We start from the raw sequence: 13,400 nt of genomic DNA, 5'->3' as shown, positions 1-13,400 counted from the left end.
TGCGGCAGCCGCTTGACGACGAGGTCAAACGGCGCCTGGTCCCCTACGGCGCCGCGCGCGGCGTACGTTTCGCGGAGCAGCTACGCCTGGGCGCCGCCGAACTCCGCATGGCGGACGTACGTCAGCAGGTCGCCCCCCTGCGATCGACGGCGGCCGCGTGGCTCAGTGCGGCAGGGTCGCAGGGCTTCCGCCGTTCGCCTCGTAACCTGCCACCGCCAGTGCGCGGTAGACCGCGAACTCCGCGGCGGGGTCGGCGGAGAGCGTCCACGGGAGGGCGCCCACATGGCCGTCGACGTGTATGAGCTGGTCCATGGCCTCCGCCCAGCGCTCGCCGCGGACCAGGAAGAAGACCAGCAGGTGGCGTACGTGCGCCAGCATCGGGTCGCCGGGGCGGGCCGCGTGCGCCGCGAACAGTGCGCCGTGGATCGCCTTCGTCACGACCTCGCTCTGGTAGAAGCCGCTGACCAGGTTCACCTCGGGCAGGTGCTCGAAGACTGCGAAGAGCGGCATGGCGGCGAGGAGGGAGCCCTGGGGCGCGCGGGCCGCCGCCGCTTCCGCGAACTCGTTGGCCAGCTCGCGGGAGCCGTGCCACTTCTCGCACCAGTAGTGCAGGGCCGCCAGGTGGGCGCCCATGTGGGCAGGGGCGCGGTCCAGGATCTTCAGCCAGAGCTGCTCGAACTCCGGACGGGGGTAGGCCAGTCCGCGGGCCACCGACAGCTCGATGATGTACGGGATCGGGTCACCGGGGGCCAGGAGGGCCGCCTCGCCGCACGCCGACCTCGCCTCCTCCATGATGATCCGGAACTCGTCCGTGCCCGGCGTCGCCGTACGCCACGCCTGCTGGACCAGGAACTCCGCGTGCACGGCCGCTCCGCCCGCGTCCTTGGGCTGCTCGGTCCGCCACACCCGCAGCCACTGCCCGCCGGGCGCCTCACTGACGCCGCCCGGGCGCTGCTGCAACTCCAGCGCGGCGGCGCCGGCGAAGGCCTGGACGCGCTGCCAGCGCTTCTCGCCCTCCGCCTCGGTGCCGGCCAGGAGCTGCGAGGCCGCGCGGTAGTCCTGGGTGCGCTGCACCAGGTCCAGGACGTCCAGCAGGTCCTGATCGGGGCCGGGCATGCGGATGTCCAGCTCCTCCTGCAGTACGAAGCCGTAGTTCGCCGGGTCCGCGGCGTCGGGGTGGCCCGGCGGGACCTGCTCGATCATGCCTCGCCTGCGGCGCATGAACGGCACCAGCACGAAGCCGATCATGAGCACCGCGACCAGGACCCAGAGAATCTCCATGCCTCCAGCGTTCCAGACGCCACCGACAAATGGCCAACGAGGTCGGCGACCTGTGGAGAAAGGGTTCTGTGGGGACCGGCGGCGCCTGCGGAAGGAGGGGTTGGCCGAGGTCGCGCCAAAGGTGTCCGTACTCCGTCCGGCATCAGGACCGTTCGCGCACTACGCTCGGTGCCCATGAGCGACAGGCACATCAGTCAGCACTTCGAGACCCTCGCGATCCACGCGGGCAACACCGCCGATCCCCTCACCGGCGCGGTCGTCCCGCCGATCTACCAGGTCTCGACCTACAAGCAGGACGGCGTCGGCGGCCTGCGTGGCGGCTACGAGTACAGCCGTAGCGCCAATCCGACCAGGACCGCCCTGGAGGAGAACCTCGCCGCCCTGGAGGGCGGCCGTCGCGGGCTTGCGTTCGCGTCCGGACTGGCGGCCGAGGACTGCCTGTTGCGTACGCTGCTCAGCCCGGGAGACCACGTGGTCATCCCCAATGACGCTTACGGCGGCACGTTCCGGCTGTTCGCGAAGGTCGTCGCCCGGTGGGGGGTGGAGTGGTCGGTCGCCGACACCAGCGACCCCTCCGCCGTGCGGGCCGCCATCACCCCGAAGACCAAGGTGGTCTGGGTGGAGACCCCCTCCAACCCGCTGCTCGGCATCACCGACATCGCCGCCGTCGCGCAGATCGCCCGGGACGCGGGCGCGAAGCTCGTCGTCGACAACACCTTCGCCACGCCCTACCTTCAGCAGCCGCTGTCGCTGGGCGCCGACGTCGTCGTGCACTCGCTGACCAAGTACATGGGCGGGCACTCGGACGTCGTCGGCGGTGCGCTGATCGTCAGCGACCCGGATCTGGGCGACGAACTGGCCTTCCACCAGAACGCCATGGGCGCGGTCGCCGGGCCCTTCGACTCCTGGCTGGTGCTGCGCGGCACCAAGACGCTGTCGGTGCGCATGGACCGGCACAGCGAGAACGCGACGAAGATCGCCGACATGCTGACCCGGCACGCGCGCGTGACGCGCGTTCTGTACCCGGGCCTGCCCGAGCACCCCGGTCACGAGGCCGCCGCCAAGCAGATGAAGGCGTTCGGCGGCATGGTGTCCTTCCAGGTCACGGGTGGCGAGGAAGCCGCTGTCGAGGTCTGCAACCGCGCCAAGCTGTTCACACTCGGCGAGTCCCTGGGCGGCGTCGAGTCCCTCATCGAGCACCCGGGCCGCATGACCCACGCCTCGGTGACCGGCTCGGCCCTGGAGGTGCCCGCCGACCTCGTCCGCCTCTCCGTGGGCATCGAGAACGTCGACGATCTGCTGGATGACCTCCAGCAGGCTCTCGCCTAGGCCGGGGCCCCGGACGAAGGGCTCACCAGCCGGTCAGGGGTGGAGTCGTCTCCGACGGCGGCTCCACCCACGGCTGGACCATCAGCGCCCACACCACGAACGCCACCGCCGCCGCGAACAGCAGCAGGTACGTCAGCCGCAGAGTGATCTTCCTGCGGCGCAGCATGTGGCCGCCGCGCCGTACGACCTCCGGGTACAGCTCGGGTGGCACCGGCGGCGGCGTGCGCTCCATGATCCGTCGGGCGGCCGCTTCCCGTTGGACGCGGTTCACGGTGACACCGCCTTCGCTCCCAGCACGGCCGGTGCGGGTCCGCGCGGCGGATGCAGCAGCGTCGCCGTCGCCCGGTCGCAGATCGCGTGGACGCGTTCCCTGGGCAGGCCGAGCAGCGCGGCCGTCTGCTCCTCGGCCACGCCCTCGTACAGCCGCAGGACCAGGATCAGGCGTTCCTGCGGGGAGAGGCTCGCGAGCGGGCCGGTGGCGTGCGTGCGGGCCCGGCCGAGGGCGCCCAGGCCGCCGTACTGGTGCCAGGCGGCGCGCGAGAAGCGGGTGGCCAGGTACTGGCGGGTGCGGTCGTAGGGGTCCTCGCCGCGCAGTCGGTCCCAACACGCGTACGTGTGCGCGAGGGACAGCGTCAGCAGGCGCCGCGCGCGCGGGTTGTCGTCCCGCGGCTCCGCGGTGAGCAGCGTGGCGGCATGCAGCAGCCGCCCGGCCGCGCCCGCGACGAAGGCCTCGAACTCCCGATCCCGGCGGGCGTCCTGGACCGCCTTGCGTCGTCCCACCGCCCCTCCCGCCTGACCGCGCCCTGAGGAACCGGCCCCGGCCCCGCGCGTGACGCGACGGTCGCGCACGAGGAGGACCCGGTTTCATATGAGGCCAGCGACGGCCCGGGGTCAAGAGCCGGGAGCGGATCATCCGTACACGCGTACGTGCCGGACGTGTATCGCCGGAGCGCGGGCCACGTCCCCCCGCCCGATCCGGTCTCCGGGCCCGGCGGTGTGTGCCGGCCGGCCCGGCTCAGGACCCCGAGTTCGGCTCCGTGCCGGTGATCCCCTGGGCCGCCATGCGCGTGGACAGCGCGACGTTGAAGCGGGTGAGGAGCGCGCAGAACGTCTCGCGCTCCTCGGGCGCCCAGTCGTGCGTCAGCTCGGCCATCAACTGACGCCGCGACGAGCGCACTTCCTCCAGTCGCGACTGCCCGCGGGGCGAGAGCTGGAGCACCACCGCCCGTCCGTCCTCGGGGTGCGAGGTCCGCTTGACGAGCCCCGTGTCGACAAGGGGTGCCACCTGCCGGGTGACGGTCGAAGAGTCGATCCCCATGCTCGCGGCGAGCGCCTTGACCCCCATGGGGCCTTCCTTGTCGAGGCGGTTGAGCAGCAGATATGCGGCGCGGTCCATGGAGTTGCGCACCTGCCCGACCCCACCGAGCCGGGTCTGTTCGGCACGGCGGGCGAACACCGCCACCTCGTGCTGCAGCGTGTCGAGGAGACCGCTGTCAGCGACGGTCGTCATGTCCATCGACATTTCAGGTGTTGTGGGCATGGCCGGGGGCTCACTTCATGAAGGGGGTGCTGGGTTGGGGGACAGGGTACGCGGCCCGGAGGCGGGGTGTACCGGCGCTGCGGAAACCCATCTCGGTGCTTGGTCACACCCGGGCCTTGAGCCTGTGAACTGCGAGACTTGTGTCATGAGCTACAGCACGGCTGACTCCTTGCCTCCCGTCACGCTCGACGACGTACGCGGCGCCCAGAAGATGCTCACGGGCGTGGCGCGGGTGACGGCGATGGAGGGCAGCAGGCACCTGTCCCAGCTCGTGGGCGCGCCGGTGCACCTCAAGTGCGAGAACCTCCAGCGCACGGGATCATTCAAGCTGCGCGGCGCCTATGTCCGGATCGCCGGACTTCTCCCCGAGGAGCGCGCGGCGGGCGTCGTGGCGGCGAGCGCCGGCAACCACGCGCAGGGTGTCGCGCTCGCGTCGTCGCTGCTCGGCGTGCGTTCGACGGTGTTCATGCCGAAGGGCGCGCCGCTGCCGAAGATCAGTGCGACGCAGGACTACGGCGCCGAGGTCCGCCTGCACGGGCAGGTGGTCGACGAGACGCTGGCCGCGGCGCAGGAGTATGCGGACGAGACCGGCGCGGTGTTCATCCACCCCTTCGACCATCCGGACGTCATCGCAGGTCAGGGCACGGTCGGCCTGGAAATCCTCGAACAGTGCCCGGAGGTGCGCACGATCGTCGTCGGCATCGGCGGGGGAGGGCTCGCGGCGGGCATCGCGATGGCGGTGAAGTCGCTGCGGCCCGACGTGCGCATCGTGGGCGTGCAGGCGGCGGGCGCGGCGGCGTACCCGCCCTCGCTCGCGGCCGGGCACCCGGTCGCCGTCGAAAACCCGGCGACGATGGCCGACGGCATCAGGGTCGGCCGGCCCGGTGACGTGCCGTTCCGGATCATCGGCGATCTGGTGGACGAGGTCCGCACGGTCTCCGAGGACGAGCTGGCCACCGCCCTGCTGCTGTGCCTGGAGCGGGCCAAGCTGGTCGTCGAGCCGGCCGGGGCGAGCCCGGTCGCGGCGCTGCTCAGCGACCCGGGAGCCTTCGACGGCCCGGTCGTCGCCGTGCTGTCCGGCGGGAACGTCGATCCGGTGCTGCTCCAGCGCGTCCTGCGGCACGGAATGGCCGCGCAGGGCCGCTACCTGGCCGTACGTCTGCGGCTGACGGACCGGCCGGGCGCGCTCGCGACACTTCTCGGGGTGTTGTCAGTGGTGGACGCTAACGTCCTCGATGTGAGCCACGTACGGACCGACCCGCGGCTCGGGCTCACGGAGGCGGAGGTCGAGCTGCACCTGGAGACGAAGGGTCCCGTGCACTGCGTCGAGGTCGGCCAGGCCCTGCGCGAGGCGGGCTACACCGTCATCGACTGAGGCGCGAGCGGTCGCGCCGAGGGGCGATGCGGAGGGCGAAAGTCCAGGTCGGAGGCTCTTTGTCACTCATTCGGGTAACTGTATTGAGAGACGCGATACATCGCGTTATGGTGTGTCTCGAAAATCCACCGCTGAGACGAACGAAAAGTGCCAACCTAGTTTTTCCGAAGCTTCCCCCATGACGTGGAGACTCATATGCCAGGCGCCATCTATGCCGAAGGCCTGGTGAAGACCTTCGGCGACGTAAGGGCTCTGGACGGTGTGGACCTCGATGTACCCGAGGGCACCGTCCTGGGTCTGCTCGGGCCGAATGGCGCGGGCAAGACGACGGCCGTCCGCTGCCTGACGACCCTGCTGCGGCCGGACAGCGGCTCGGCGGTCGTCGCCGGCATCGATGTCCTGAAGAACCCCGACGCCGTCCGCCGCTCCATCGGCCTGTCCGGCCAGTTCGCGGCGGTCGACGAGTACCTCACCGGCCGCGAGAACCTCCAGATGGTCGGCCAGCTCTACCAGATGAAGGCGAAGGCGGCGAAGGCCCGCGCGGGCGAGCTGCTGGAGCAGTTCGATCTCGCCGACGCCGCGGACCGGCCCGCGAAGACCTACTCCGGAGGCATGCGCCGCCGGCTCGACCTCGCCGCGGCCCTGGTGGTCTCACCTCCCGTGATGTTCATGGACGAGCCGACCACCGGCCTCGACCCGCGCAACCGCCAACTGCTGTGGGAGGTCATAAAGCGGCTCGTCTCGGGTGGCACGACGCTGCTGCTGACCACCCAGTACCTCGAAGAGGCCGACCATCTCGCGCACGACATCGCCGTCGTCGACCACGGCCATGTCATCGCCACGGGCACCTCCGACCAGCTCAAGGCCCGCACCGGCGGCGAGCGCGTCGAGGTCGTGGTGCACGAGCGCGACGACATGCAGACCGCTTCGGAGGTGCTGCGCGGCTTCGGCAAGGGCGAGACCACGGTCGAGGACCACATGCGCAAGCTCACCGTGCCCGTGACCGGCGGCGCCAAGCTACTCGCCGAGGTCATCCGCGAGCTCGACACCCGCGGCATCGAGATCGACGACATCGGGCTGCGCCGGCCCACCCTCGACGACGTGTTCCTGTCCCTGACGGGCCACCTGGCGGAGGTCAAGAACGGGGAGAGCGACAAGAAGGAGGCCGCGAAGTGAGCGCCATCAACGATTCCGCGGTCATCGCCCGCAGGAATTTGATTCGTATGGGCCGGATTCCCGAGATGCTCATTTTTGGGCTGATCCAGCCAATTATGTTCGTGGTGCTGTTCACCTACGTGTTCGGTGGCTCGATCCAGGTCGGCTCGTCCAGCTCCACCCAGGCTTACCGAGAGTTCCTGATGGCCGGCATCTTCGCGCAGACTGTCACGTTCGCCACGGCGGGTGCGGGTGCGGGCATCGCCGACGACATGCACAAGGGCCTCATCGACCGCTTCCGCTCCCTGCCGATGGCACGTGGCGCGGTGCTGACCGGGCGCACCTTCGCCGACCTGGTGCAGACGGCGCTCACCCTCGTCGTGCTGGCGGTCGTCGCCGTGATCGTCGGCTGGCGCACGCACGAGAACCTCGGCAAGGTACTCGCCGGGTTCGGGCTGCTGCTGCTTCTCGGTTACGCGTTCTCGTGGATCGGCGCCCTCATCGGCCTGTCCGTGCGCACTCCTGAGGCAGCGACCTCGGGCGGCCTGATCTGGCTGTTTCCGCTGACGTTCATCTCGAACGCCTTCGTGGACGCGAACCAGATGCCCACCTTCCTGCGGCACATCGCGGAATGGAACCCGTTCAGTGCCACCGTGCAGGCGTGCCGCGAGCTGTTCGGCAACCTTCCCCCGGGCTTCCAGACGCCAGACGCCTGGCCGATGCAGCACCCCGTGTGGGCCTCGCTGATCTGGTCGGTCGTGATCATCCTGACCTTCCGCACGCTCGCGGTCCGCAAGTACCGCCGGGCGACGGGCTGACGGCTTCCCGATCCTTTTGGTCAAGGTCGGCGACCGCATGACGAGGCCCCCGGCGCCGGGAGGCGGCCGGGGGCTGAAGGAAGTCCGGTGCTGAAGGTCCGGGGCGCGGGGTCAGCCGTTGTAGGGCTCGGCCTTGAGGATCTTCACCGAGGCCGACTTGCCGTTCGGCAGCTCGTACTGGGCGTCCTCGCCGACCTTGTGGCCGATCACGCCGGAGCCCAGCGGGGACTGCGGCGAGTACGTCTCGATGTCGGAACTCGCGTACTCGCGCGAGGCGAGCAGGAACGTCATCGTGTCGTCCTCGTCGCCGTCGAAGGCGATCGTCACGACCATGCCGGGCGCCACCGCACCGTCCGCGGACGTCGGCGTCTCGCCGACCTTGGCGTTCTCCAGGAGCTGGGTGAGCTGCCGAACACGGAGCTCCTGCTTGCCCTGCTCCTCCTTGGCGGCGTGGTACCCGCCGTTCTCGCGCAGGTCGCCCTCCTCGCGCGCGGCCGCGATCTTGGCGGCGATCTCCGTGCGCGCAGGACCAGACAGGTACTCCAGCTCGGCCTTGAGCTGGTTGTACGCCTCCTGGGTCAGCCAGGTGACGTTCTCGCTGGTCTGGGTCACAGGTGCTCCTCGTCGGTACTGGGAATACAAAGCATCGCCCTACCCAGAAGGATGTTCCTTCATGGAAGGGCGAAACCACGAGCCTAACAATTCAAAGCCCGAAGGGGGAGGACATAAGCCATCAGAATCACATCAACGCAGGTCAGCGCCTACGTATTACGGACCGATCCGGTCGGAGTCGACCAATGTCGGTCGGATTCGCGCGGTTGGATCAGTCGGAGTGGCAGCCGAGCAGTTCGGCCGTCGTCCCCTGGGACGTCGTACGGAGCGTGACGACCTTGTCGATCCGGGTGGTGTCGCCGTCGAAGCGGAAGTCGGCCCGGCCCACCTCGGCACCGCTCTCCGCCTGGGAGCGCAGGGTGCAGTAGCCGGAGGCGCCGGCGTCCTTGCGGACCTCCAGATGCACCTTCACCGCGTCCTTCTGGGCGTCGAACTCGATGACCTCGGCGCTGATCTTGTTCTGGCCGACGTAGTAGTAGGCGAAATAGCCGATCAGTGCCAGGAGCAGCGCGCCGAGGGCGGTGCCGACGACCTTGAGCGTGCGGTCGGCGCGCGCGTCCGAGGAGCGGCCGTAGCGGCCCTCGGGCAGCCGCGTGCTCGCCGTACTCATGATCGTCCTCTCCGCCGGGGCGGGACGGATGTCCCGAAAGAGGGCCCGCGGGCAGTACCGCGGAATTATCCGCCCCCCGATTCGGTCACTATAGAAGCCGCCGATCGCGCCGGTTGACACCGGGCGCCGACTACGAGGATTGAGTCTTGACTGACCAGTTGCGACTGATGGCCGTGCACGCCCACCCCGACGACGAGTCGAGCAAGGGCGCGGCCACCATGGCGAAGTACGTGTCCGAGGGGGTGGACGTGCTGGTCGTGACCTGCACGGGCGGGGAGCGCGGCTCCATCCTCAATCCGAAGCTTCAGGGCGACAAGTACATCGAGGAGCACATCCACGAGGTACGCAAGAAGGAGATGGACGAGGCCCGCGAGATCCTCGGGGTGAAGCAGGAGTGGCTCGGCTTCGTCGACTCCGGCCTGCCCGAGGGTGACCCGCTGCCGCCGCTGCCCGACGGCTGCTTCGCCCTCGAGGACGTCGACAAGGCGGCCGGTGAGCTGGTGAAGCAGATCCGTTCGTTCCGTCCCCAGGTGATCACCACCTATGACGAGAACGGCGGCTACCCGCACCCCGACCACATCATGACCCACAAGATCTCGATGGTGGCCTTCGAGGGCGCGGCGGACGCCGAGAAGTACCCGGAGGCGGAGTTCGGCCCGGCCTACCAGGCGCAGAAGCTCTACTACAACCAGGGCTTCAACCGCCCCCGCACCGAGGCGCTGCACAACGCGATGCTGGAGCGGGGCCTTGAGTCGCCGTACGGGGACTGGCTCAAGCGCTGGGACGAGTTCGAGCGCACCGAGCGCACGATCACCACGCATGTCCCGTGCGCGGACTTCTATGAGATCCGCGACAAGGCGCTGATCGCGCACGCCACGCAGATCGACCCCGACGGGGGCTGGTTCCGCGTCCCGATGGAGCTCCAGAAGAAGGTCTGGCCGACCGAGGAGTACGAGCTCGCGAAGTCCCTCGTCGATACCTCCCTCCCCGAGGACGACCTCTTTGCGGGCATCCGCGACAATGCCTGACATGAGCGCAAGCGCAAGCCTGGCAATGACACAGCTCGCCACCCTCGCCAAGGAGGTGGACGAGAACAAGGTCACCCCCGGCGTCCTCGGTTTCATCGTCTTCGCGGTGATGGCACTGGCGGTCTGGGGCCTGATGAAGTCCATGAACCGCCACATGAACCGGGTCGAGTTCATGGAGACCCCGGACCCGAAGGCGGATTCCGGGGACTCCGCCGAAGCGGCCGGCGCGGCGAAGCCGTAGCAGGGCTGAGGGCGAAGCTCCCCGGGGGCCCGGCACACCTCAGTGCCGGGCGGCTGTGGCCACCCCCATGACTTCGCGTGCGTGGCGGTTCGGCACCATGCCGAGCCGCCAGGCCTGCCAGCCCTCCTCCAGGTTCACGCCGCGTTCGAGCAGCAGCTCGTACGCCTCGACGTAACCGTCCAGCTTCGCGTCGCGCAGGGCGTGGCCGGTGCGGGAGAGCCGGGCCAGTTCCTCCTGGGCCACCGCCGTGCCGACCTCCACCCCGCCGGGGGCCGCGTACGGCAGCAGGGTGCAGCGCAGGAAGCGGGCCCAGTCCTCGCCGCGCCGGTCGCCGTAGGACGCGAAGAGGCCGATCGCGTCGTCGCACAGGGTCAGCGCCTGCTGGGTGCGGGTGTTCCCGGCGTCCACCACCGCCAGCTCCAGGCATGTCCATGCCTCGCCGTGCGCGACGCCGATGCGCTGGAAGTCGGCCCGGGCGTCCACCAGGAGCTGACGGGCGAATCCGGAGTTGCGCAGGGAGCCCGTCTGGGCGGCCCGCTGGTCGCGGGTCACCCGCGCCGAGTGGTGCCGGGCGCACGCGAGCCCGTACACGTCGCGCATCCGCGAGAACATCGTCCGCGAGCGCTCCAGCTCCCGTACCGCGAGGTCGAGGTTGCCCGTCTCCTCCAGGGCCTGGCCCAGGTAGTAGAGGGACCACGCCTCGCCGCGCGCGTCCTCGTTGTCGCGGTGGCGGGAGGCCGCCCGGCGCAGGCCGTCGACTGCCGGGGACGGGTCGCCGGCGACCAGGCGGGCCCGGGACAACTGGGTCAGGGCCCAGGCCTCGCCGCGGGCGTCGCGCGTGCGGCCGTACAGGTCCAGGGCCGCCCGCAGATCCTCGTCCGCCCGCGGTACGTCGCCCATCCGCAGGCCGAGCTGGCCGAGCTGGAAGTGGGCCCACGCCTCGCCGTGCAGGGACTCGCCGGCCCGGTGCAGGGACAGGGACTCGGTCAGCAGGTCCAGGGACTCGGCGACATGGCCCCGGTCGCGTTCCACCGCCGCCAGCGCGTGCATGGTCCAGGCGCGGTCCGTCGCCAGCTCGGGCGCCGACTGGAGGTCCAGGGCCTCACGGAGTTTCGTCGCCGCCTCGGTGAGGTTGCCCTGGTGGTGCAGGGTGATGCCGAGGGAGCACAGGGCACGGGCCGCGCCCGCGTCGTGCTGGGCCTCCATGTAGAGCTCGACCACCGAGGTCAGGGTCGTGCGGGCCTTGTCCAGTTCGCCGAGCTGACGGGCCGCGATGCCGGTGCGCCACTGCACCGAGCGGACCAGCAGGCCGTTGTCCTCCTCTCCCGCACCCGACTCCGTCTGAGCGGGGGACCCGCCACGTGCCAGCTCGCTGATCTCACCGAGGCGGTAGAGGTCGCCGCGCAGCAGGCAGTAGTCGCACAGGGCGCCCAGCAGGTTCAGCACGGCCGCCTGGTTGGCGTCCTCCGCGTGCCGGAGCGCCGCCGTGATGAAGCTCGACTCGTCGTCCAGCCAGCGCAGCGCGTCGTCCAGCGAGGAGAAGCCGTGCGGGCTGAAGCGGTCCGAACGGGTCGACATGTTGCCGTCGACCAGCCGCAGCACCGAGTCGGCCAGCTCGGCGTAGTTCACGATCAGCCGTTCCTGCGCCGCCGTGCGCTCCGCGGGCTCCTCCTCGTCGAGCAGGCGGGCCTGGGCGAAGGCGCGGACCAGGTCGTGCAGGCGGTAGCGGTTGCCGCGGACATGGTCGATCAGGCCCGACCGGGACAGTGCCTCCAGCAGACGGGTCGCCTCCGCCTGGTCCGTGGCCAGCAGGGATGCCGCCGCTGCCGCGCCGAGCGAGGCCCGGCCCGCCAGCGCCAGCCTGCGCAGCAGCCGCCGCGCCGCCTCCGACTGGTCGGTGTAGCGCAGCCACAGCACCCGCTCGATCGGCTCCACCGGGCCGTACGCGCTCAGATCCGTCGCCAGTGTGCGCGGTGAGCGCGGGCCGAGCGAGGAGCCCGCGATGCGCAGCGCCAGCGGCAGGCCGCCGCACAACTGCCGGATCAGGTCGGCCGATTCGGCGTCGTAGGGGCCCGAGGAATCCTCCGCCGACACGGTCAGCAGCTCCTCGGCGCCCGCCGCGTCCAGTGCCGCAACCGGGAGCTGGTGCACCCAGGCGGCGAGGTCGGAGGGCAGGTCGAGGGGCTTGCGGGAGGTGACCAGGACCAGACTGTCGGAGCGCTCGGGGACGAGGGTGCGGACCTGCTCCGGGTCCGCGGCGTCGTCCAGGACGACGGTGACCGGGAGGCCGGTGAGGTGCTGGTGGTAGAGCTCGCTGAGCCGTTTGACCTGCTGGTCCACCGACGAGCGCTCGCGGAACAGGAGCTGCTCGCGCGGGGCGCCCAAACGGTTCAGCAGATGCAGCAGCGCGTCTCTCGTCGACAGCGGCGGCTCCTGAGCGGTGTCGCCGCGCAGGTCCACCACGCACGCGCCGCGGAACTGGTCCTTCAGCCCGTGGGCCGCGCGGATCGCCAGCGCGGTACGGCCGCTGCCGGGCGGGCCGTGCAGGACGACGACCGTCGGCCTGGTCTCCGTACTGGCGCGGGCCGCCTGCACCCACTGCCCGATGCGGGCCATCTCCTGCCGCCGTCCCGCGAACGGACCCATCGGCTCCGGCAGTTGGGCGAAGGACTGCTCCAGCACGTTGCGGCCGCGCGCGGCGGCGCTCTTGTCCGCGCCCCTGAGCCGCGGCCCTGTCTTCTTCGGGCCGGTGGACGCGCTGAGCATCCGCTGCTGGTCGAGGAAGGGGCGGATGCCGCGGACCTCCAGCGCCGTCAGCCATTGCAGGCGGAGCTGTTGCGGGCCGCCGGGCTGGCCGACGGCACCGGCGCGCTGGTGTGCGGCGGGCAGGTGGGTGCCGGCCACCTTCGCGACGGTGGCCGCCGCGCCGACGACGCCGACGGTGACGCCCGCGCCCACCGCGGTGCTCGCGCCGGTGCCGAGCGCCAGGTCGGACACGACGGCCGCGAGCGCGGCGACGCCGGCCACCATCAGCGGTGTGGCACCGCCCTCGCGCGCGAAGCGCTGCCCGAACGTGAGCCGGCCGGCCTCCGCCTCGTCCAGCGCCCGGGTGTACGCCTCGTACTCCTCGGCCGCCGCCTCCGCCAGGGCGTCCAGCGCGCCACGCGCCCGCGACAGCAGCACCTGCCCCTCGATGCGGCCGCCCGAGCGCCGCACCTCCTCCTCCACGGCCCGGGCCAACAGCCTCTCGGCCTCAGTCCGATGGCTGTCCCGCATGTCACGTCCCCCTCCGGCGGCAACGGCGTTCTTGGTCAAGTGTGCTGCGGACGGGGCGTTGTGGGGAGAGGGCAGGGGGACGGGTGCCGAAGGTCGCGGGGAGGGACGGCGGCCCGCGCCACGCAGAAGGCCGTA

The 13,400-nt window shown here is 70.8% G+C and carries 13 protein-coding genes; 6 read left to right on the top strand and 7 right to left on the bottom strand.

Annotation, left to right across the window (positions count from 1 at the left end):
* Nucleotides 1–162 precede the first annotated feature (162 nt).
* Nucleotides 163–1,281 carry a hypothetical protein gene (locus ACZ69Q_RS40735; protein ID WP_471052708.1) on the bottom strand — a complete coding sequence of 373 codons (1,119 nt, stop codon included), beginning with the start codon at nt 1,279–1,281 and terminating at the stop codon, nt 163–165.
* 174 nt (nt 1,282–1,455) lie between these two features.
* On the opposite strand from ACZ69Q_RS40735, the gene ACZ69Q_RS40730 reads away from it, so the two are divergent.
* Nucleotides 1,456–2,610 (top strand): cystathionine gamma-synthase, encoded by a 1,155-nt coding sequence (locus tag ACZ69Q_RS40730; RefSeq protein WP_471052705.1) that lies wholly within the window; start codon nt 1,456–1,458, stop codon nt 2,608–2,610.
* 22 nt (nt 2,611–2,632) lie between these two features.
* Here ACZ69Q_RS40730 and ACZ69Q_RS40725 read toward each other — a convergent pair whose 3' ends face one another.
* From ACZ69Q_RS40725 to ACZ69Q_RS40715, 3 genes are all read right to left on the bottom strand, one after another.
* The gene (locus tag ACZ69Q_RS40725; RefSeq protein ID WP_471052702.1) at nt 2,633–2,881 is read right to left on the bottom strand and encodes a hypothetical protein; all 249 of its coding nucleotides are present in this window, start codon (nt 2,879–2,881) and stop codon (nt 2,633–2,635) included.
* Nucleotides 2,878–3,390, bottom strand: a complete 513-nt coding sequence (locus tag ACZ69Q_RS40720; protein WP_471052699.1) for a sigma factor-like helix-turn-helix DNA-binding protein — start codon at nt 3,388–3,390, stop codon at nt 2,878–2,880. The genes ACZ69Q_RS40725 and ACZ69Q_RS40720 overlap by 4 nt, the downstream gene beginning before the upstream one ends.
* Nucleotides 3,391–3,625: 235 nt before the next feature.
* Entirely contained in the window at nt 3,626–4,132 is a 507-nt protein-coding gene (locus ACZ69Q_RS40715) for a MarR family winged helix-turn-helix transcriptional regulator (RefSeq protein ID WP_471052696.1), read from the bottom strand.
* 163 nt (nt 4,133–4,295) lie between these two features.
* Between ACZ69Q_RS40715 and ilvA the strand changes: the two genes are divergently transcribed.
* The 3 genes from ilvA to ACZ69Q_RS40700 all read left to right on the top strand — a co-directional run bounded on the left by ilvA (nt 4,296) and on the right by ACZ69Q_RS40700 (nt 7,498).
* The gene (ilvA, locus tag ACZ69Q_RS40710) at nt 4,296–5,525 is read left to right on the top strand and encodes a threonine ammonia-lyase (RefSeq protein ID WP_471052693.1); all 1,230 of its coding nucleotides are present in this window, start codon (nt 4,296–4,298) and stop codon (nt 5,523–5,525) included.
* A 195-nt stretch (nt 5,526–5,720) separates the two neighbouring features.
* Entirely contained in the window at nt 5,721–6,701 is a 981-nt protein-coding gene (locus tag ACZ69Q_RS40705; RefSeq protein WP_471052690.1) for an ATP-binding cassette domain-containing protein, read from the top strand.
* Nucleotides 6,698–7,498: an ABC transporter permease gene (locus tag ACZ69Q_RS40700; protein WP_471052687.1), complete on the top strand. Its 801-nt coding sequence runs from the start codon at nt 6,698–6,700 to the stop codon at nt 7,496–7,498. Before ACZ69Q_RS40705 ends, ACZ69Q_RS40700 begins: the two co-directional genes overlap by 4 nt.
* 111 nt (nt 7,499–7,609) lie before the next feature.
* On the opposite strand, the gene greA is transcribed toward ACZ69Q_RS40700, so the two are convergent.
* Nucleotides 7,610–8,110: a transcription elongation factor GreA gene (gene greA / locus ACZ69Q_RS40695; protein ID WP_471052684.1), complete on the bottom strand. Its 501-nt coding sequence runs from the start codon at nt 8,108–8,110 to the stop codon at nt 7,610–7,612.
* 211 nt (nt 8,111–8,321) lie between these two features.
* Nucleotides 8,322–8,720, bottom strand: coding sequence for a DUF4307 domain-containing protein (locus tag ACZ69Q_RS40690; RefSeq protein ID WP_471052681.1), 399 nt, complete (start codon nt 8,718–8,720; stop codon nt 8,322–8,324).
* A gap of 167 nt (nt 8,721–8,887) precedes the next feature.
* On the opposite strand from ACZ69Q_RS40690, the gene mca reads away from it, so the two are divergent.
* Together mca and ACZ69Q_RS40680 are read left to right on the top strand one after the other, a co-directional pair.
* Nucleotides 8,888–9,748 (top strand): mycothiol conjugate amidase Mca, encoded by an 861-nt coding sequence (gene mca / locus ACZ69Q_RS40685; protein ID WP_471052865.1) that lies wholly within the window; start codon nt 8,888–8,890, stop codon nt 9,746–9,748.
* Complete coding sequence (locus ACZ69Q_RS40680; protein ID WP_471052678.1) at nt 9,741–9,989, top strand: hypothetical protein; 249 nt, start codon at nt 9,741–9,743, stop codon at nt 9,987–9,989. Before mca ends, ACZ69Q_RS40680 begins: the two co-directional genes overlap by 8 nt.
* Nucleotides 9,990–10,028: 39 nt before the next feature.
* Here ACZ69Q_RS40680 and ACZ69Q_RS40675 read toward each other — a convergent pair whose 3' ends face one another.
* A complete protein-coding gene (locus ACZ69Q_RS40675; protein WP_471052675.1) occupies nt 10,029–13,265 on the bottom strand; it encodes a tetratricopeptide repeat protein in 3,237 nt (1,078 codons plus the stop codon).
* Nucleotides 13,266–13,400: the final 135 nt, after the last annotated feature.

Source organism: Streptomyces sp. NPDC036764, assembly GCF_055609385.1.
Note: the sequence above shows the minus strand (reverse complement) of the source record. Positions and strands in the feature narration are given on the sequence as shown.

Excerpts from the sequence above, each read along its gene's own strand:
- ACZ69Q_RS40715 (WP_471052696.1), bottom strand. The coding sequence starts at position 4,132 with ATGTCGATGGACATGACGACCGTCGCTGACAGCGGTCTCCTCGACACG.
- mca (WP_471052865.1), top strand. The coding sequence starts at position 8,888 with ATGGCCGTGCACGCCCACCCCGACGACGAGTCGAGCAAGGGCGCGGCC.
- ilvA (WP_471052693.1), top strand. The coding sequence starts at position 4,296 with ATGAGCTACAGCACGGCTGACTCCTTGCCTCCCGTCACGCTCGACGAC.
- ACZ69Q_RS40680 (WP_471052678.1), top strand. The coding sequence starts at position 9,741 with ATGCCTGACATGAGCGCAAGCGCAAGCCTGGCAATGACACAGCTCGCC.
- ACZ69Q_RS40730 (WP_471052705.1), top strand. The coding sequence starts at position 1,456 with ATGAGCGACAGGCACATCAGTCAGCACTTCGAGACCCTCGCGATCCAC.
- ACZ69Q_RS40705 (WP_471052690.1), top strand. The coding sequence starts at position 5,721 with ATGCCAGGCGCCATCTATGCCGAAGGCCTGGTGAAGACCTTCGGCGAC.
- ACZ69Q_RS40675 (WP_471052675.1), bottom strand. The coding sequence starts at position 13,265 with ATGCGGGACAGCCATCGGACTGAGGCCGAGAGGCTGTTGGCCCGGGCC.
- ACZ69Q_RS40735 (WP_471052708.1), bottom strand. The coding sequence starts at position 1,281 with ATGGAGATTCTCTGGGTCCTGGTCGCGGTGCTCATGATCGGCTTCGTG.
- ACZ69Q_RS40690 (WP_471052681.1), bottom strand. The coding sequence starts at position 8,720 with ATGAGTACGGCGAGCACGCGGCTGCCCGAGGGCCGCTACGGCCGCTCC.